This window comes from Fimbriimonas sp. LA-C6, assembly GCF_055398105.1.
Genome location: NZ_AP038796.1, coordinates 1,471,184 through 1,490,145, shown reverse-complemented (window position 1 = coordinate 1,490,145; position 18,962 = coordinate 1,471,184). Strand labels below are relative to the sequence as shown.

Below are 18,962 nucleotides of genomic sequence, written 5' to 3'. Positions count from 1 at the left end.
CGCTCGTAATAAACATTCAAGAAAGCGCCGCGTCTCTGCGGGGAATGGTGTTTGCTCCTTTGCCACACCGGGCCTATGGAAGACTGTTTCGGGAGGTCTTTAACAAAGAGCCTCTTCGATTCCCCCTCATTGTCCAACACTTCGTTAAAAAAGTCGATACCTATTTGCAACTATTTTTCTATGGTTGACAGGGCGGGAGGAGTAGTGGTTGGTACACGAACTTTACAGGTCTTCTGGGTACTCGATGATGCCTGCATCGACCACGATGCTGCCGGTGAGTGCACGTGGTGCCGCGAACTCTATTGCGAGGACGGTGCCGGCAGGGTGTGATTCTGTAATCACGAGTGGGATGTGGAAATCGCTTTTGGGCCCGACGGGGAAGTATCGGATGGGCTTTCCGTTTGCGGATACCGTGAGGTAGAGCAGGTCATCGGATTGATTGCCACAGCGGAAATAGACCAGTTCGGCGCGGTGTTTTTGCGGCACTTCGTAGGAGAGGCTCTCGTTGAGGGGGTGTGTTGAGAAGAACCCTCGACCGGCGAAGGGAAACGCTCCTTGGAGGAAGATCGGTTTGGCTGTTCCGGTTCTTATGAGGCGTTGTAGGCTGGACTCGGCTGGATGGGTGACGGTGTTGGGTTCAAGGTCGTTGGGCGGCATTGTGGGACTCTCGCTCGAAAGAAATCGACTGTGGCAACCATGCCGCGACATCGTCCACAACGACGATCCGTACTGGGACGCAGTTTAGAGGTTTATTGTTTCGAAACGGTTTCGTCTTTAACGATTCTCAAGAACTGTAACGAGCTATTGGGTGATGTGGAACTGGTCTTTTAACTCAGCTGGGGTGGGACCCTTGTATTGAGCTGCCGCTGATCCTTTGGCTTCGATGAAGGCGTGTCCGTGTGTATCGAGCTTCACGAGTTCGAGTTTTGGCTTGTCTGTTCCTTGCTGCCATAGGAACCAGCGGGCTTCCATCCATCCGACTTTCGCGATGGGGCCGGTGAGGGGCTGAGTGTCGGTTTTGAGTTCCGTGGCGCGACGTGACTGGTACTCGGTGAGTGTCATGTAGGGCGGTTTGTTGACGATGTATTGGAGAGTGAGGAGGCCGACGACGACCGCGAGTCCTCCAGCGAGGATGTACGGCATTCGGACGCGCTTTTCGGTGGTGACTTGCTGGACGGTTGGGAGGAAGATTTGGAGTACGCCGAGCGAGATGAGGTAGAGGCTTCCCGCCATGATGAAGGGCAGGGTGTAGGAACTGGTGAGTTGGACCGAGCGGCCTACGACGAACTGCATGGCGGTTGGGCCGAGCATCCCGACGCCGTTGATTGCGCCGACGGCCATGGCGACCGAGCCGCTTGGGACCGTATCGGAGATCATGGTGAAGAGGTTGCTGCTCCAGCCTTGGTGTGCTCCTGCGGCGATGGCTACGATGGCGACTGCCCAGAAGACGCAGGGGATTCCTAGGAGAGCGGGTTGATCGACGAGGAGTCCGACGGTCATGACGGGCAGCACCATGAGGGCGCAGGCGAGCATGGTGAGTTTGCGGGCGGTGCCTACGGACTTGCCACGTTTGATGAAGTTGGATGAGAGCCAGCCACCCCACACGGAACCGACATCGGCAACGATGTAGACCACGGGGATTGCGAGTGCCATGAACTGCTTGCTCACGTGGAACTGGTCTGATAGGAACTTGGGCATCCAGGTGAGATAGAACCACCAGGGGGCGTCGGAGAGGGCCTTGGCGATCATCAGGCCGTAGATCGGTTTTAGGGCGAACAGTTGGCTGAAGCTGATGGGCTTTTCGCTGGGTTCGTTATCGCTACGGATGTGGGCGAGTTCTTCTTTGGAGACCTTGGGATGAACTTCGGGGTTTTTGTAGAGGGGCAACCAGAAGAAGATCCAGATGAGTCCTACTAGGCCGGTGAACATGAAGCATGCTCGCCAGCCGTAGGCGGTGGCGATGGCTACTCCGAGGACGGGTGCGAGGATGGCTCCGAGGTTCGCGCCTGCGTTGAAGAATCCTGTGGCGAGGGCGCGTTCTTTTCGGGGGAACCAGTCGGTGATGGTTTTGACGCCTGCGGGGAACATGCCGGACTCTCCGAGTCCGAGGAGGAAGCGGATGCCAATGAAGCCGCTGAGACTTGTTACTAGCGCGTGACCGATTGAGGCGATGTTCCAGAGGAGAAAGCCGGTGCCGAGTCCGCGTTTGATGCCTACTTGGTCGATGAGGCGACCGATGAAGATCATGGCGAAGCCGTAGGGGAGGACAAAGCCGACGTTGATGAGGGCTAGGTCGGTTGGGCCTAGTTTGAGGTCGTTTTCAAAGAATGGAACCAGCAGCGAGAAGAGCTGGCGATCCATGTAGTTGATGGTGGTGGCGAAGAAAACCAACGCGCATATGGTCCACCGGAAGCCGCTCGTGGCTTTCACTGCTTTCAGGTCTTTGATGTTCATCTTTAGCCACTTCGCTCTAGACGAACACGATCCTACCCTCATCGTTGCAGTTGTTTGATGACGGTTTGAGTCAGTTAATAGTTAAAGAGATTTATCCTGCCATTGGAAAACAAAAAATATTACAATTACTTTCAATGCCTAGTGTCATATTAGATTGCGGTCCGTTTTAGCGGAATCGGAAGTTTGTTGTTTTTACTAAAGGTTCGAGGGAGTGTTCTTACGAAATTTGAATCTCGCACTCAACGAACGATTGCGTTCTTAGGTCTGTTTGCATCTTGTGTTGCCGTTGTTTCGGTGCTCGGTTGGCTATTGGATAAGCAACTGATGAGGTCCGTTGTTCCCGGCTTCGCACCTATGAAGATTAATACGGCGATCAGCTTGATCTTCTTAGCTATTTCCAGTGTGTGTCTGTCTCCACGTGTTCCGAGTCGGTTGTCGATTCAGGTTGGGCGAATTGTAGCTGGGTTGGTAGTGATCTTGGTAGGTATTACCTTGATTGAGTATTGTGTTGGGCGCGACGTTGGGATTGATAATTTCTTAGTGTATGATCGGTCGCCTGCCATGCCATTTCGGTATCCAGGCCGGATGTCGATCATGACTGCCTCGTGTCTGATGTTCCTGTCTGTTGGGCTTCTTCTGCTGGACTACCGCATTACTTGGAAGAGCTATTTTTCTCAGATTTTGTTTGGGCTGGCTTTTATTGGGTCGATTTTGGGAGCGATTGGCTACACATACAATGTGGACGCGCTTTACCAGGTTCGGGGCTACGCTTCGATGGCGCTGCATACGGCCCTGCTGATGATGAGCTTCTCGGTTGCGTTTATGTTTCTGCGGCCCCAGCAGAATTTGATCGCTCGGCTTTTGATTGACCGGAACTCGGCGGGCATTGTTACGCGGCGGATGTTTCCTGTTGCGATCTTCCTTCCGCTGGTTTTTGGTGCGCTTATTTTGGCTGGGCAGAAGACCAAGCAGTTTGGGTTTAGTGTGGGGCTGTCGCTTTACACGTTGATGATGATCCTTGTTTTCTCGGCGGTCATTGCGTGGATAGGTGTGTCGGTCCAGCGGTCTGAGTCTTCGATTGTTCGGCTGACTCGGTTGTATAGGGTGTTGAGCGAGATTAACCACAGTGTGGTGCGGGAGAGGAGTTCGCAAACCTTATTTGAACGTGCGGTGGCGGTTGCGACGACGCTGGGTGGTTTTGAGCGCGCATGCATTGTTACGTTGGTGAACGTTGGCACTGTGTCTCCTGTTGTTCGGTCTTATGAGCCCCGTGAGGAGTCGGAGGATCTGTTGGAGATTTTTCGGTCCCAGGTTTTGGAGACGCAGCAGCATTGCCTTTGGAACCATGTCGAGTCGCACGACTCTTTCAGGGCGATCAAGTCTCAGTTTGAGGCGTTTGGTTGGCACTCTTTTGGGGCTTTCCCAATTTTTAAGAATGCGGAACTGGTTGCGATCTTCTGCCTTTTTTCTTGTGAGCGGAATTTCTTTACTGCGGAGGAGACGGAACTGCTTGACGAGGTGGTGACGGACCTTGGTTTTGCGCTGGAGAAGTTTGAGACGGAGATACAGCGGGTAGCTGCGGAGGCGAGGATTCAGTCGCTTAACTTGGAGCTGGAGGAGCGGGTTGATGAGCGCACTCATGAGCTTCAGTTGCTGAACGAGGATTTGGCTTCCTTTAGTTACACGGTGTCTCACGATCTTCGAGCGCCTCTGCGCAGTATTGATGGATTTACAGCACTGATTCTTGAGGAGAAGGGGGCTTTATTGGATGAGGAGGGCAGAGGTTTTCTCACGCGAATCCTCTCGACCACGCAGAAAATGGCTTCGCTGATCGACTCGATGTTGCGATTGGCGGGCGTCTCGCAGACACCTCTTGAGCGTGGCGAGGTTGACTTGAGCGAGATGGCGCGAGCGATCGCTACCGAGATTGAGGATCGTGAGCCTGCGAGGCGGGTTAAGTTCCAGATTGAGCCAGATTTGAAAGCGTACGCGGACCACGGACTGGTGTGTGTTGCGTTGGAGAACCTAATGAGCAACGCGTACAAGTTCAGCTCGAAGAGAGAGGGTGCCGTGATTTCGATTGGGCGGGATTTGTCTGATCCGCGAGAGCCTTTCTTTGTGAGGGATAACGGGGTGGGGTTTGATCCGGAGCTTTCGGAGAGGTTGTTCTCTCCTTTCCAGCGGCTTCATTCTAGTGACGAGTTTCCGGGGACTGGGGTGGGGCTTGCTACGGTGAGCCGGATTGTGAAGCGGCATGGTGGCTCCATTTGGAGCCAGAGCAAGCCGGGTGAAGGAGCGACGTTCTTCTTCACCCTGGCATGAGATGCGCTTAGTGGGCGTCCACTGCGGGGGCAGCACCTCGGGGCTTTGGTTTTCTTAGCAGGAGGATCGCCGGAGAAGAGATCACGAAGGCTAGAAGAATGAGGAGCCATGAGTCGTTGTAGGCGAGCATGGCTGCTTGGCGTTGGACAGTGCTGTTGAGGATCGCCTGGGCCGTTTTCGTGGCGGCGTCGGTACTCAGGCCGTGAACTTCCATTCCCTTTGAGAGCATTCCCAGTCTTTCGTTGACGAGAACGCTGCCGTTTGCAACGTGCTCCATGACTGCGACTCGGTGGAGTTGAGTTCGGTTTGTGAGGAAGGTGCCGAGGAAGGCGATTCCGAAGGAGCCTCCCAGCTGCCGGGCGAGGTTGATCAGGCCGGATGCCTGTTGCGCTTCTTTGGGGTTGATATTGCCGTAGGCGACGCTGTTGATGGGTGCGAACAGGAAGCCGAGCGAGAGGCCTCGCAGGATCAGCGGGTTCTTGACGTCTTCAAAACCGGCCGTTACGGAGAGGTGAGAGAGATCCCACATGGCGAAGCCGAACAGTCCTACTCCGATGAAGATGAGAACTCTTGGGTCGAGTTTTCCGAGGGCTAGGAAGCGACCGCAGATGATGGATGACACCGCTGTGGCGATTCCGCCGGGGAGGAGAGCCAGACCTGTGGTGGTGGGGTTGAAACCTAGGATGCCTTGGCTGAAGAGCGGGAAGAGGTAGACGCCTCCGTAGAGTCCAAATCCGAGCGCGACGAACAGGAAGATGGCGCAGGCTAGGTCTCGGTTTTTCAGAACTCGGAAGTCGACGACTGGTTGTTTGTTGCGTGGTGAAAGCTCCCACCAGAGCATGGCTGCGATGGCGATGGCGGAAGTGATGGCTAGGCGCAGGATCATGGGGTCTTGGAACCAGTCGTCTTGGTTTCCTTCTTCCAACACGTATTGGAGTGAGCCTAGACCGACCGCGAGGAGGCCAATTCCGAGCCAGTCTGCCTTTCGGGTGGTGTCGCGCGATCCCTCGGGATCCTTGAGGAAGTTGGCTACGAGGAACCAGGAGAGGAGGCCGAATGGAACGTTGATGAAGAAGCACCAGTTCCACGTGTAGTTGTCCGTGATCCATCCGCCCAGGGTTGGGCCGAGGGTGGGGGCAACGATGATGCCGAGCAGGAAGACCGTTTGGACGAGAGCCTGTTGGTTTCTGGGGAAGATTTGGCGAATGGTGGCTTGGGCTGTTGAGAGAAGCGCCGCGCCGCCTGCGCCTTGGATGATTCGCCAGATGACTAACTCGATGAGTGAGTGGCTGATGCCGCACAAGAATGAGGCGACGATGAAGATTACAATGGAGGCCGAGAGGTAGTTTCGCCTTCCGAAGAGGCCTGTGAGGTAGGCGGTCATCGGCAAGACGATGACGTTGGAAAGGATGTAGCCTGTGGAGACCCAGGCAACCTCGGTGATGGTGGCGCCCAGGTTTCCGGCCATGGTCGGGAGGGCGACGTTGATGATGGTGGTGTCGAGCACCTCCATGATGGCCGCGGCCATCAGGCCAAAGAGGATCAGCCACCTGTATTTGTGGTTGATATCCAGAGGTTCGGTTTGAAATGGTTTCGAATCAGCCAAGAGTTTCTCGCTTTGCGTTTTGTGATCGAGGGTCTGGGAGACCGGCTTCGAGTTGCCTCAGCGCTTCTTTGAGCAATGGCAGGTACGGCGTGGGTGGGTCGATTTGGAGCCAGTGCTCCATGACGACCTGGGTGGCGGTGGTGAGTGTGGCGGCCAGGAGGCGTGGGTAGAGGTCTTTGGTTACGTCTAGTCCCAGGCGGTCTGCTATGGCGGCTGCAAATTCGTTGTCTTCTGCTGCGGCGGCAATGAGTGCCTCACTGCGGAGGGCAGGGACGCTGATGATGAGCCTTAGCTCGGCAAGGATTTCTGGAGGTGGAACGCGTCTGGCTTTGCCTGATGACTCCCATTGAGCCGTGATGGCGTGGGTGATGGATTCCCAAACGGGTTCATCGAGAGGGCGCTCGCGCAGTGCTCGGGCGGCGAAGTTCATTCGCGCGAGGAATCGAGCGGTGAGTGCCTCTTGCTTGCTGGAGAAGTAGTTATTGAAGGTGCGCGGAGAGATGCCGACTTCCGCTGCGATGTCTTCTACTCGCACGTTTTCCCAGCCGTGTTTGATGGCTAGGTTCATCGTGGCGGAGGCTAGGGCCTCGCGGGTTGCACGCTTCTTTCTTTCTCGCAGTCCCGGTTCAAGTTGTTCGGGAGCCATGTGGGAAGGTTACCCAATTATTGCGTGACACGCAAAATTTCTTAACAAGTAATTTCGCAATCAGTGTAAATTGACAGGGGCGGAGTGACCTTTGACTGAACCTCTAGGCTGTTTCTGGCATCTCCGCGTATGCTAGGAGTGCGGTTCACAAAGTTGCGATGAGACCATCTAGGCAGACCGGGATATCGTTGAGCATTGCCGTTGTTGGCGTTGCGCTGGGGAGTTCGGCCCGACAGGCTCCTCCTACTACGCAGGTGAGCCCGGAACAAGCGGCTTTCTTTGAGACGAAGATTCGGCCGGTGCTTGTAGAGAACTGTGTCTCATGCCATGGGAAGGACACTCAGTTGGCCCATCTGCGTTTGGACACGATGGCTGGATTTAAGAAGGGTGGCGATTCCGGGGCTTTAGTGGTTCCTGGCGATCCTGATAAGAGCCTGTTGGTGAAGGCGATTCGGCAGACTGGGTCGCTGAAGATGCCTCAGGGGAAGAAGCTCTCCGCCAGTGAGATCGCGAATATTGAGGCTTGGGTCAAGATGGGCGCGCCTTGGTCCGCTACCGAGAGCAAGACTGTTACTGCCACGTTGTGGTCTTTGAAGCCTGTTGTGAAGCCGGTGCTTCCGGTGGTGAAGAACAAGGCTTGGGTGAAGAACCCCATTGATGCTTTTGTTCTGGCGAAGCTGGAATCTTTGAAGCAGTCTCCTGCTGCGCCTGCTGACCGGCGGACGCTTTTGCGGCGGGTGACTTATGATTTGATTGGTCTGCCCCCGACGGCTGATGAGGTGGATGCGTTCCTTGCGGATAAGTCGCCGGGTGCCTATGAGAAGGTGGTGGATCGGCTTTTGAGTTCGCCTCACTATGGCGAGCGGTGGGCGCGGAACTGGCTGGATGTGGCGCGGTATGCGGACACGAAGGGGTACGTTTTCAATGAGGATCGGAACTACTACAACGCTTATACGTATCGCGATTGGGTCATCAAGGCGTTCAATCAGGATCTCCCTTACGACCAGTTTGTGACGCAGCAGCTTGCGGCTGACCGCCTGCCTGAGGTTCAGAATAGTGATGACAAGCGGTCATTGGCGGCGCTGGGGTTTTTGACGATTGGGCGGCGGTTTTTGAACTCGCAGCCGGACATTATTGATGACCGGATCGATGTGACGATGCGGGGGCTGCAAGGGTTTACGGTGGCTTGTGCGCGGTGCCACGATCACAAGTTTGATCCGATTCCGACGCAGGACTACTATTCGCTTTACTCAGTGTTCGCGTCTTCGGAGGAGGTCACGGCGCCTATCTCCGACAAGGCGATTCGTGACCCTTGGACGGAGCATAACCAGCACGTGGAAACTGTTCAGAACGGGATTCGCGATTTGGTTGTTTCGCAGATGAAGATTCTGCGGAAGGTTAACCGCAGTTCGCTTAGCAATGAGGTGATCCAGCTGTTGCAGTCGATTGGAGAGGGGGCGGTTCCTGAGGGGGATCAGCTGACGAAGCTGATGAAGGCTTTTGAGCCGGAAGCTCGGGAGCGGCTGACTCGGTTCGGCGCTTATTTGGATGAGCTGAAGAAGAAGGCTCCGCCAACTCCTGAGTTTGCGATGGCGATGAAGGATGGTCCGCATCCGAGTGATGGGGTGGTGTTTAAGCGGGGGAATCCGGGGAACCCGGGTCCGCAGGCTCCGCGGCGTTTCTTGTTGGCGCTTTCTAAACCTGGCGCTGAGCGGGAGCATTGGGACAAGGGGAGTGGGCGGCTGGAGCTTGCGAAGGCGATTGCTTCGAAGTCGAACCCTTTGACTGCGCGAGTTTTTGTGAACCGTGTTTGGCAGGGCCACTTTGGGGCGGGGATTGTGCGGACTCCTTCGGACTTTGGGCGCCAGGGGGATAAGCCGACTCATCCGGAGCTGTTGGACTATTTGGCTTCCAGCTTTATGGACAGCGGTTGGTCGATTAAGAAGCTTCACCGGATGATTGTCACTTCGGCCACTTATCGGCAGTCTTCGAGTGTGTCGGTGGCGACGTATAACGCGGACCCCGACAACCGTTACCTGAGCCGGATGAATCGGCGTCGGTTGGATTTGGAAGAGATGCGGGATGCGGTGATGGCGGCGACTGGGCGGCTGGATCTGAAAGGGATTGGCGGGAAGTCGGTCGATATTTGGGGGCAGCCGTTTAGTGCTCGGCGCGCGGTTTATGGGACGATTGAGCGTCAGAATCTGCCTGGGATCTTCCGGACGTTTGATTTTGCGAGTCCGGATAGCACCAGCGCGCGGCGGTTTACAACGACCGTGCCGCAGCAGGCTTTGTTCTTCTTGAACTCGCCGTTTGTGGTGGAAGAGGCACGGCTACTGGCGAACCGGGCGGAGATTCAGAACGCGAAGGATGATGGGCAGCGGGTGCGGCGGTTGTATCGCACGTTGTTTGGGAGGTTGCCGAATGCTACCGAGACAGCCATTGCGCTGGACTATCTGAAGGATGACAGCCTGAAGCCAGTGGAGGCACCTGCGGGGAACTGGCAGTATGGGTTTGGTTTGCTGGATGCGGCTTCTCAACGGGTGACTCAGTTTGAACAGATGAGGAACTACACCGAGCAGGGGTACCACCCTGCCGCGCAATTTCCTGATCCTAAATGGAGCTACTTGCTGTTGAATAAGGTTGGCGGTCATCCGGGGCGGGATGGTGCTCACTGTGCGATTCGGCGCTGGATTGCTCCGGCGGATATGGTGGTGCAGGTTCGGGGTGAGCTGCATCATGGCAGTCCTGAGGGGGACGGCGTTCGGGCTTCGATTGTGGCCAGTGGGTCTGGGATTAAGGCCCAGAAGGTGGCTCACAACTCGCATGTTGGGCTGAACGTGCCTTCTTTCAGCGTGAAGAAGGGCGAGACGATCGACTTTGTGGTTGACCCGATGAGCAGTGATGGGTTTGATAGTTTCCAGTGGGTGCCGATTGTGCGGACCCCGAACGGGAAGACGGTTTGGGATGCTTCTATTGAGTTTTCCCCGCCTGCGGCGCAGGCTTTGCAACGGTTGGCGTTGTACGCGCAGGCGTTGATGATGTCGAACGAGTTTATGTTTGTTGACTGAAGAGGAACACCGCATGTCGGAATTTGATCACCACGATTCACTTACAGATCTGTTTCTTAGCCGCCGTGAGCTGTTGGGGCGGATGGGGAATGGGTTTGCTGCCATGGGGCTTTTGGGGCTGCTGAGCGAGTCCTCTTTTGCGGACCAGACCTCCAGCTCTTACAACCCACTTGCGCCTAAGAAGCCGCCTTTGCCTGCGAAAGCGAAGCGGGTGATCTTCCTGTTTATGAACGGCGGGCCTTCGCAGGTGGACACGTTTGATCCGAAGCCGGCTTTGCAGAAATACGCGGGTCAGGCGATTCCGCTGCATCTGCCTACGGAGCGCAAGACGGGGGCGGCGATGCCCTCACCGTATACGTTTAAGAAGTACGGGCAGTCGGGGATTGAGGTGAGCGAGATCTTCCCTCATGTGGCGCAGCATGTGGACGACATGGTGGTGATCCGGTCGATGCATGCGGATGTGCCCAACCATGAGCCTTCGCTGTTGTTGATGAACTGCGGCGATGCGCGGATGGTGCGGCCTTCCATGGGGTCTTGGGCGTTGTATGGGCTGGGGACGGAGAACCAGAATCTGCCTGGTTACATTGCGATGTGTCCGGGTGGGTTCCCCATTCAGGAGACTCAAAACTGGCAGTCGGGGTTCTTGCCGGGGGTGCTGGCGGGGACTTACATTGACCCTGCGCAGATGGAGATCGACAAGATTGTTGAGAACATCAAGAACCACTATGTGTTGCCGCATGAGCAGCGGGAGCAGCTGAACCTGGTGCAGCGCTTGAACAAGGAGCACTTGGCGAAGCGGGATAAGGACCCGGCTTTGGAGGCTCGGATTCAGTCGTTTGAGCTGGCGTACCGGATGCAGACGGAGGCGACCGATGCGTTTGACGTGATGCAGGAGTCTCAGGCGACGCGGGACATGTATGGGCCTGGCAACTTTGCTCGGCAGTGCCTCATGGCGCGGCGGTTGGCGGAGCGGGGCGTGCGGTTTATTCAGCTGTACCATGGCGCGGGTCAGCCTTGGGACAGTCACGACGACATCGGCGTGCAGCACCGGAACTTGGCGCGCGAGTCGGACCAGGCGATTGGGGCCTTGCTGACTGACTTGAAGCAGCGGGGCATGTTAGACGAGACCCTCGTGATCTGGGGCGGCGAGTTCGGCCGGACGCCTACCGTAGAGCTCCCAACGCCTGGTTCGAACGCCGGAAAGATGAACGGCCGCGACCACAACCACTACGGCTTTACCTACTGGATGGCAGGCGGCGGCGTGAAGCGGGGAACAGTGTATGGCGCGACCGACGAGTTCGGCTTCAAAGCCGAGCAGAACCCGGTCCACGTCCACGACCTACACGCGACGATCTTGCACCTGCTGGGGTTTGACCATACGAAGCTGACTTATCGTCACGCGGGCCGGGACTTCCGGTTGACGGATGTTTATGGTCAGGTGATTCACGAGATTGTGGCGTAGGAGGGGGTGGACAGGTTTGCTCGTATATATATGAAGCGGAGCCCATCTATCGGCGAGGAACTTGTTAAACAAGAAATTGTATGTTAGAGTCTCATGAGCAGGGTTGTCAGAATGTCAACGTGTCTGACCCAGATATCTCATGTGCCATGCGAACTTCACGATGTATAAGTATCAATTTCATCCTGAAGTTCGCATGTCAACTGGTTGAGTCAGTAGCAATAGCAACGTGAAAGCATCTAATATCATCTTGTGGTAGCCGTCATGTGCTATTGTAGGTCTTCAGGTAATGAGTATTTTTGATGCTAGCGAGTCTGCTCTGGGGTTTGCGTATCAAGAGCGCCAAGCGCTTCTCATTGCCATACGCAGAGCAGACGAATCGCCGTCGCATGAACTAACAATCGAAACGCTTGATGATGTCGGAATCACCTCTGTTGAAGGTGCAACAGTCTGGCAAATCAAAAATACTCAAGCTCCGATAACTAATGCGGCACCAGATCTATGGAAAACAATCAGAGTTTGGTGCACAAATGTGCAATCTGGACATTTAGCTGCGGAAGACACCACGTTTTTCTTGCTTGCTGCAAGTTCAGTCTCGAATAATTCGGCAGCTTGGTTTCTCCGCGATGACAAAAATCGTGATATCGCCAAGGCACTAGAACTACTTAGTGAAACTGCGAACATATCTAAGAATCTTGAATTGAAAGCTTCGTTTGACTCTTTTAAGGCTCTTACAGATGCCAAAAAAACACAACTATTCTCAAACGTTTACATCCTAGATGGCAGCCCAGATATTGTTGAAGTGAGGCAGGAAATTGAACACGAAGTGCGGTGGGCGACACTTCCGGAGCGCAGAAAGGCTTTCGTTGACCGCCTCGAAGGCTGGTGGCACGACGCAGTCATAAAGCTACAGTCGAAGAGCGGTACAAAGTCAATGTCTCTCGGACTAGTCGGTTCACAGTTACAAACACTGAGACGGGAGATGGACGAGTCGAACCTTCCAATTGATTTTGGGGATGCGTCGCCGAACGATGAGCAGACTGCCAGTTTTCAAAATAAGACGTTTGTTTTTCAAATGCGACTTATAGGCCTGAATCGAGGTGTCATTCATGCTATACGCGACTATTACCGTGCTGGCCTTCAACGCAATAAGTGGATAGGCGATTCTCTTTTATATACAGAGCAACTTGACGCCTACGCACTGCGTTTGGAAGAGGAATGGCAACGCCACTACGATTCTGTCCTTGACGAAATGGGAGAGGAAGCTGGGGAGGAAGAGATGCGACGTTTAGGGCGTGAGCTATTTAATTGGATGCAGGATAAGGCTGATCTACGCATCGTGCCAGAGTGTGATGCTCCATTTATACGTAGAGGGTCCTATCACATTCTTGCAGACAGCTTGAAAGTAGGGTGGCATCCAATGTTTGAACAACGACTTAAATCAGTTGTCACTGGAGCAGTAGCTTGAGAGCTTGGAACGAACGCAGCACAGAGATAGCTGCTATGTTAAATCCGTGGTTTTGCGCGTTAATTATCGATGCCGCTGCACGTGGCTACGAGGAGAAGTTAAAGCGCCCCATGCCACTTTCACTGGTTTTTCTAATTCTTCCAATTATCTTGCACGGCGAAACAGCCCAAGTTATGCCTGCCACTTCCAGTGCGAAATTTGCAAATTGGATAAACGATAACCGAAGACCTTTAGCTGCTTTCCCATCTCGTGCCAAAGAGATGGTGATTTTTACACGTGAGGCTCTAGTTCTAGGTGCATCTGCGGGAACAATCAGAGTCCAGGGATCAGAGATTTCTTCAATAAAGAATCTAAAGTCTGCCGCCATTAAGACTAACAATTCGGTTGGTAAGGTTGTAACCTTGGCTCGAAGACTTGGTGCAATGCTTGCTCAGGCTGGTCCGCCTGCTACGATCTATGCACTACTTGGGGTAGCTCCATAGTGCAAATTAAGCGCATTGTAATTTATGGTAGGAAGGGCGGTGTCCGAACTGTAGAATTTCGCCTTGGTTGTCTAAACGTAATCACCGGCGATTCGAAAACAGGAAAGTCTGCGATCTTGGAGATAGTTGACTATTGCCTAGGAGCTAAAAAATGCAAAATTCCAGATGGAGTTGTTCGAAATGGTTGCTCTCATTATGCCATTGTTCTCACTGATGACCACGGCGATTTATTTATTTGTAGACAAGATCCACCAGGAAATCAACAGTACTCTGATAGTATCTGGGTGATTGTCGGTGAAGACATTGAAGTTCCTGAAATTAAGGATTTCGAATCTAATTTCAATCGTGAAGCATTAAGAGATTTTCTAACCTTGCGTATCGGCATAGGCGAAAATGTCAGTGAGCCTTCAGAAGGTCAGACACGACCGCCGATAGCAGCAACTTTTCGCCACGCGCTGGTGTTTTGTTTACAGGACCAAAACGAAGTAGAGCAGAAAAGCTTCCTCTTTCATGACTCATCAAATAACTTTGAAGCGCAAGCATTACAGGACACTCTTCCTTACTTCCTTGGCGCCGTCGATGCGGAGCGACCGAAAATGCGTGCATTGTTGCGAGAAGCATTCCGACAGCAAAGAATTGCTGAGAGAAGACTTGAAGAACAGGTGGCAATAGGTGGCCTAGGATTAAGTAAGGCTCAGGCGCTGGTGGCAGAGGCTGTCCAGGCGGGTTTGCTTGTTAGGGGAACTCATTCCAATGATGCTGAAGAACTAGGGAAATTATTATCTGATGCTGTAGCACGTTACAAATCAGGAGATTTACCTGATGTGCCCTCTGAAGTCCTTGGTGATCTAGATCAGCGTCAAGATGCAGCTTATGCACGTCTTGAAGAACTTGATCGCCAACTACGGGCGGTTGAAGAAACTGATAAGGCTGGTGACGATTACGCTGTTGAAGTGAGAGAGCAGAGGGCCCGACTTCAATCAATGGGCTTGTTTTCTTCGCCAGCGGGCGAACCGATTTGCCCGACATGCGGCACAGTGATCGATGCTTCGATGAATTATGGGGCAGCTCAGAGTTTGTTGCGACAAATCGAACTTGAATTGGCAGGAGCAGAAGGCTCCAGGCCCAGATTAGAAGCTGTTCGGGACGCACTTAGAAAAGAGAAGAATGAAATCACCATTTTACTAAGGCGAATTAGGGATGAGAGGACTGCTCTAATGGCACAGCAGGAAGAACTTCGCCGCCTAATGGATTTACGTCAGGTACAAGCGCATTTTACTGGCCGAGCCACCTTATATCTGGAAAGTGGTGCCTTAAATCTATCCGATGACAGGACTCCACTGGAGCACGCCGTAAACGCCGCCAAGGCAAAAGTCGAGGCGTTACGCAGTCAGCTTGCATCGCTTGGAGGAGACCGCTTTGATTCGGCAGTAAGCATCGTTAGTCGTGACATGACGGCTATGGCCAGCCAACTTGAATTAGAGTATAGAGACTTCCTCCGATTCGACCCTCAGTCACTTACTGTAGTTGCGGATACTCGCAATGGACCGGTTCCCATGGACCGAATGGGTAGCGGTGAGAACTGGATGGGTTGTCACCTCCTCGCTCACCTTGCCCTACACAGGTGGTTTGTCTTTGAGGATCGTCCTGTCCCTCGATTCATGATATTTGATCAACTCTCGCAGGTTTATTTCCCGACTCAAGGTGACCAGACGGGAGGCGACTGGGATGCAGTCTCAAGGGTGTATCAGCTAATCGCTGAACAGATCTCCCAGCTTGACGGCAAGCTCCAATTTATTGCCCTAGAGCATGTCGGATTAGAAAACAACTTATTCAAAGATGCAACGGTCGAGAATTGGCATGGAGGTCTAAAGTTTGTTCCAGATAACTGGGAATAGACACGAGCGCGAAATCTATCGAGAGAAGACGGAGCCCCTTAGGGAGTTGTATACGACTCGGATGCCAAGTGAGATGAGGCATGCAACTCCCTGTTTCCCAAACCTCCTGGCAATCGGGTTTGAAATGAAATGCTTTTCTCTTGTAGCCCATGATAGGTGTGACCTTGCCTAGTTATATCCTCGGAGTTCAACCGTCTTTTTGGGGCAATAGGCATCAGAATTGGTCTGGGCTAGGCCTGAAGGGCCAGGGTACGTTCGGTTTACAATAGTTTGATGCCTCAGAGTCTTTCGAACGTACTGGTCCATGTTGCGTTTAGCACGAAGGATCGTGCTCCGGTGTTGAGCAAGGGGGTTCGTGAGGAGTTGTTTCCTTACGTGGGGGCGGTGCTTGGGCAAGAAGGGGCGCCTTGTGTTTTGGCTGGTGGGCACGACGATCATTTGCACCTGCTGTTTCAGCTTTCCCGGTCGAAGAGCCTTGCGGCGACGGTTGGGTCTGTGAAGGCGAACTCTTCTCGTTGGCTTAAGACGAAAGGCGGATTGTTGGAGGGTTTCAGTTGGCAGGGCGGGTATTCGGCGTTCTCGGTGAATGCGGCGGATTCTCGGGGAGTTGAGAGTTATATCCGGAATCAGGAAGAGCACCATCGTTCTCGGACGTTTCAGGAAGAGATGCGTGAGTTGTATCGGGAGTTTAAGATCGACTTTGACGAGAGGTACGTGTGGGATTAGGAGAGTTGGGTTCGAGTTGTTAATTTGTCTATGCCGTCCTTTCAGGACTCGGATCTGTTGGGAGCTTTCCCAGGTCTTGCGACCTGGGCTAAGCTATGCCGGCCCTAGTGGGCCTCTCGGAGGGTTGGGGGCGGTAGTGTCTCTTTGAACTCAGGTCTTGGGGCATGGGCTTGGTTTCGCCAGCGCTAGCAGGACTATCGGATGATCTTCAGGGTGCCGGGTTTTGTGACGATTGTTGCTTTGTTTATGCCGTCCTTTCAGGACTCGGACATGTTGGGAGCTTTCCCAGGTCTTGCGACCTGGGCTAGGTTATGCCGGCCCTAGTGGGCCTCTCGGAGTATCTTCGGGGTGTGTTGTAGGTGCCGGGTTTTGCGGCGATTGTTATTTTGTCTATGCCGTCCTTTCAGGACTCGGACCTGTTGGGAGCTTTCCCAGGTCTTGCGACCTGGGCTAGGCTATGCCGGCCCTAGTGGGCCTCTCGGAGGTGAGTGGGCTCGGGTTTGTGGGTGCCGGGCGGTTGGGGCTAGTATGGGGCCGCGATGGGTTTGAACTTCATGTTGTTGAAGTCGTAAAGTTCTTTGACTTCTCCGAGGTCAACTTTGGTTGGGGTTGTGGCGAAGAGTTTGCCTTGGGTTGCCCACAGTAGGCGTTTGCCGTCGGTGTCGGCCCATTCCCAGTGTTTGCCACAAATCGTCTTTCCAGAGGTGCGATGAACTAGTTCGTGTTCATCGTCGTGCGCTGCTTTACCTTCAGGGTGATTGGCGGCGGAGATTACAAATTTACGGAGCATCCAACCTTCCTGGACAGGTTTCTCGAATGTGTATTTGCGCGGGTCGTTGGAAACGAGTGACCAGCCGCTGCGCTTCAGCCGGTTGTAGTAAAGACCTTCGACGTTGGTCAAGGGTAGAAGCTGAGGGATGCAAAGCTTTGTCCAACGAACGACGGTGCTTTCGCGTGTTGGCGGATGGCCCGAGTGGCCGTGAATCCAAAATTTCTTATTGCTTAGCCACAACCCTCCTCCTCCATTGGTTGACCCTTGCGGATAGAGGCTGATGGCTTTTAGGTAAGGCGCATACGAGACTGCTGTCCAGCATCCCTGCGTCTCGTCCTGCCACCTTCCGTTCATCGCGAAATACAGGAACATCTTGCCGTCTGGCGAAAGATCGCACTGCCGTTCGTAAATCCGCCCCTTGAACCACTGACCCAGCCGAAACGTATCATCCCGGAGATCCCACAGAAGGGTAGCAACCTGCTTGGCTGGACCACGTCGAATCACTAGCCCGACAGGTGCGTCGCGGGCTAGGAGAACGTGGATGCGGGCGGGGATTGGGTTCATAAGTTTGTTGCTCATAGCCTGACCTAGTAGGGGGCAATGAGGGGTTCGAATATCATGTTGTTGAAGTCGTGGAGCTCTTTGATCTCTCCGAGTCCTTTGGTGGTTGGGGTTGTGGCGAAGAGTTTGCCCTCGGTTGCCCAGAGTAGGCGTTTGCTGTCGTAGTCGGCCCATTCCCAGGATTTGGCGTCTAGGGTTGTGTTTGATCCTGGGTGGATGAGTTCGTGTTGTTCGGCAACGGGTGGGACTTTGCGGGGCTGGACGTATTTACGGAGGATCCAGCCGTACTTTACTGCCTTGTCGAACGTGTATTTGTTGTTCTCGGTGTTCACAAGGGACCATCCGGCGCGCAGAAGGCGGCTGAAGTGGATGACGTCGTAATGAGTTCCGGGAGTGGACGCGGGGGTGTGCTGCACTACACGTTGGACCTGTTTGCTTTCGCGGAGTGGCTCGTGACCGATGTGACCGTGTATCCAGAATTGGCTGTTGTCGAGCCAGAGTCCGCCACCTCCGTAGGTTGCACCTTGTGGGTAGAGGCTGATGGCCTTTAGGTAGGGCGCTTGAGATACGGCCGTCCAGCAGCCTGTGGCCTCGTTGTTCCATTCTCCCTTTAACGCGAAGTACAGGAAGAGCTTGCCATTCGGAGATAAGTCGCAGCGCCGTTCGTAGATTCTGCCCTTGAGCCATTGGCCGAGGGTGAATGTGTCTTTGTTTCGATCCCACAGGATGGTTGCGACTTGCCGCGCTGGGCCTCTACGGATGACTAGCCCGACGTTTGCGTCGCGGGCTAGCAGAACGTAGAGGCGGGCGGGGATTGAGTTCATGGGGAGATTTCCTGGGGGCGAAGGTTACCGTGATTGGACCCACGTCCCCCTACCGTTTGACCTACAGCTCAGGCCAGGAAGCTGGCGCGATGTTGGGTCCAGTTTTCTTTGGTGAGGCGCCAGCGGATGCTGTTGAAATCTCCACCTATAAAGGAAATCTGCTCTGTACCGATGATCTCTGCTCCCGCGCGCAGCTTGAGCAGGTGTGAGGCGGTGTTTGGCTCGGCGTTGTTGAGCAGCAAGTAGCTCATTTGAAGCTGGTCGAAGGCGAAGTCGTTGACTGCACCTACTGCTTCCTTCATGAGGCCTTGGCCCCAATAGGGTTCGCCTAGCCAGAAGCCTCGGTGGTCGTGCTCGGATGTCGGGGTTAGCCCGATAACACCGACAAGCCCGAGTTCCGGCGAGTCCTTTAGCGTAATTGCCCAGTTGTACTCCAGTTGCTCTTCCTGTCTAGGCAAGACTCTGGCCAGGTGCTCTTCGGCACCATTGGATGGGTAGGGCCATGGGATGGCGCTGAATAGGTACTTCAGCACGTTGAAGTTGTCGAACAGTTCTTGGATTCGGGGTGCGTGCTCTTGGGAAAGCGGACGTAGGATAAGTCGCTTGGTTTCGAGGGGCGTGTGGGGGGCTTTGGTGTACTCGGCCATTGCTTAGTGTACTGAGGGTTGGATGG

At 54.2% G+C, this 18,962-nt stretch carries 14 protein-coding genes; 7 read left to right on the top strand and 7 right to left on the bottom strand.

All coding sequences use genetic code 11. The features are described 5' to 3' along the window. Positions 1–222: 222 nt before the first annotated feature. Both ACZ51B_RS07005 and ACZ51B_RS07000 read right to left on the bottom strand, forming a co-directional pair. Positions 223–657, bottom strand: coding sequence for a molybdopterin oxidoreductase (locus ACZ51B_RS07005; RefSeq protein WP_464296521.1), 435 nt, complete (start codon positions 655–657; stop codon positions 223–225). Positions 658–801: 144 nt separating this feature from the next. Continuing rightward, positions 802–2,454 carry an MFS transporter gene (locus ACZ51B_RS07000; RefSeq protein WP_464296520.1) on the bottom strand — a complete coding sequence of 551 codons (1,653 nt, stop codon included), beginning with the start codon at positions 2,452–2,454 and terminating at the stop codon, positions 802–804. 354 nt (positions 2,455–2,808) lie between these two features. Between ACZ51B_RS07000 and ACZ51B_RS06995 the strand changes: the two genes are divergently transcribed. Beyond that, a complete protein-coding gene (locus ACZ51B_RS06995) occupies positions 2,809–4,776 on the top strand; it encodes a sensor histidine kinase (RefSeq protein WP_464296519.1) in 1,968 nt (655 codons plus the stop codon). A gap of 7 nt (positions 4,777–4,783) precedes the next feature. On the opposite strand, the gene ACZ51B_RS06990 is transcribed toward ACZ51B_RS06995, so the two are convergent. Both ACZ51B_RS06990 and ACZ51B_RS06985 read right to left on the bottom strand, forming a co-directional pair. After that, a complete protein-coding gene (locus ACZ51B_RS06990) occupies positions 4,784–6,382 on the bottom strand; it encodes a DHA2 family efflux MFS transporter permease subunit (protein ID WP_464296518.1) in 1,599 nt (532 codons plus the stop codon). Then, on the bottom strand, positions 6,375–7,028 hold the full coding sequence (locus ACZ51B_RS06985; RefSeq protein ID WP_464296517.1) for a TetR/AcrR family transcriptional regulator: 654 nt from the start codon (positions 7,026–7,028) through the stop codon (positions 6,375–6,377). The genes ACZ51B_RS06990 and ACZ51B_RS06985 overlap by 8 nt, the downstream gene beginning before the upstream one ends. A gap of 188 nt (positions 7,029–7,216) precedes the next feature. Between ACZ51B_RS06985 and ACZ51B_RS06980 the strand changes: the two genes are divergently transcribed. From ACZ51B_RS06980 to ACZ51B_RS06955, 6 genes are all read left to right on the top strand, one after another. Next, positions 7,217–10,099 (top strand): PSD1 and planctomycete cytochrome C domain-containing protein, encoded by a 2,883-nt coding sequence (locus tag ACZ51B_RS06980; RefSeq protein ID WP_464296516.1) that lies wholly within the window; start codon positions 7,217–7,219, stop codon positions 10,097–10,099. 13 nt (positions 10,100–10,112) lie between these two features. Further along, positions 10,113–11,561, top strand: a complete 1,449-nt coding sequence (locus tag ACZ51B_RS06975) for a DUF1501 domain-containing protein (RefSeq protein WP_464296515.1) — start codon at positions 10,113–10,115, stop codon at positions 11,559–11,561. 286 nt (positions 11,562–11,847) lie between these two features. Next, positions 11,848–13,026, top strand: coding sequence for an ABC-three component system protein (locus ACZ51B_RS06970; protein WP_464296514.1), 1,179 nt, complete (start codon positions 11,848–11,850; stop codon positions 13,024–13,026). Then, positions 13,023–13,508, top strand: coding sequence for a three component ABC system middle component (locus tag ACZ51B_RS06965; protein WP_464296513.1), 486 nt, complete (start codon positions 13,023–13,025; stop codon positions 13,506–13,508). The genes ACZ51B_RS06970 and ACZ51B_RS06965 overlap by 4 nt, the downstream gene beginning before the upstream one ends. Further along, on the top strand, positions 13,508–15,406 hold the full coding sequence (locus ACZ51B_RS06960; protein ID WP_464296512.1) for a DUF3732 domain-containing protein: 1,899 nt from the start codon (positions 13,508–13,510) through the stop codon (positions 15,404–15,406). Before ACZ51B_RS06965 ends, ACZ51B_RS06960 begins: the two co-directional genes overlap by 1 nt. A gap of 273 nt (positions 15,407–15,679) precedes the next feature. Beyond that, entirely contained in the window at positions 15,680–16,132 is a 453-nt protein-coding gene (locus ACZ51B_RS06955; protein ID WP_464296511.1) for a transposase, read from the top strand. Positions 16,133–16,655: 523 nt separating this feature from the next. On the opposite strand, the gene ACZ51B_RS06950 is transcribed toward ACZ51B_RS06955, so the two are convergent. The 3 genes from ACZ51B_RS06950 to ACZ51B_RS06940 form a co-directional block, all read right to left on the bottom strand. Next, positions 16,656–17,483 (bottom strand): hypothetical protein, encoded by an 828-nt coding sequence (locus ACZ51B_RS06950; protein WP_464296510.1) that lies wholly within the window; start codon positions 17,481–17,483, stop codon positions 16,656–16,658. A gap of 8 nt (positions 17,484–17,491) precedes the next feature. Beyond that, the gene (locus ACZ51B_RS06945; RefSeq protein WP_464296509.1) at positions 17,492–18,289 is read right to left on the bottom strand and encodes a hypothetical protein; all 798 of its coding nucleotides are present in this window, start codon (positions 18,287–18,289) and stop codon (positions 17,492–17,494) included. 68 nt (positions 18,290–18,357) lie between these two features. Further along, on the bottom strand, positions 18,358–18,936 hold the full coding sequence (locus tag ACZ51B_RS06940; protein WP_464296508.1) for a GNAT family N-acetyltransferase: 579 nt from the start codon (positions 18,934–18,936) through the stop codon (positions 18,358–18,360). Positions 18,937–18,962: the final 26 nt, after the last annotated feature.

Excerpts from the sequence above, each read along its gene's own strand:
- ACZ51B_RS06975 (WP_464296515.1), top strand. The coding sequence starts at position 10,113 with ATGTCGGAATTTGATCACCACGATTCACTTACAGATCTGTTTCTTAGC.
- ACZ51B_RS07005 (WP_464296521.1), bottom strand. The coding sequence starts at position 657 with ATGCCGCCCAACGACCTTGAACCCAACACCGTCACCCATCCAGCCGAG.
- ACZ51B_RS06950 (WP_464296510.1), bottom strand. The coding sequence starts at position 17,483 with ATGAGCAACAAACTTATGAACCCAATCCCCGCCCGCATCCACGTTCTC.
- ACZ51B_RS06995 (WP_464296519.1), top strand. The coding sequence starts at position 2,809 with ATGAAGATTAATACGGCGATCAGCTTGATCTTCTTAGCTATTTCCAGT.
- ACZ51B_RS06985 (WP_464296517.1), bottom strand. The coding sequence starts at position 7,028 with ATGGCTCCCGAACAACTTGAACCGGGACTGCGAGAAAGAAAGAAGCGT.
- ACZ51B_RS06945 (WP_464296509.1), bottom strand. The coding sequence starts at position 18,289 with ATGAACTCAATCCCCGCCCGCCTCTACGTTCTGCTAGCCCGCGACGCA.
- ACZ51B_RS06955 (WP_464296511.1), top strand. The coding sequence starts at position 15,680 with ATGCCTCAGAGTCTTTCGAACGTACTGGTCCATGTTGCGTTTAGCACG.
- ACZ51B_RS07000 (WP_464296520.1), bottom strand. The coding sequence starts at position 2,454 with ATGAACATCAAAGACCTGAAAGCAGTGAAAGCCACGAGCGGCTTCCGG.
- ACZ51B_RS06970 (WP_464296514.1), top strand. The coding sequence starts at position 11,848 with ATGAGTATTTTTGATGCTAGCGAGTCTGCTCTGGGGTTTGCGTATCAA.
- ACZ51B_RS06940 (WP_464296508.1), bottom strand. The coding sequence starts at position 18,936 with ATGGCCGAGTACACCAAAGCCCCCCACACGCCCCTCGAAACCAAGCGA.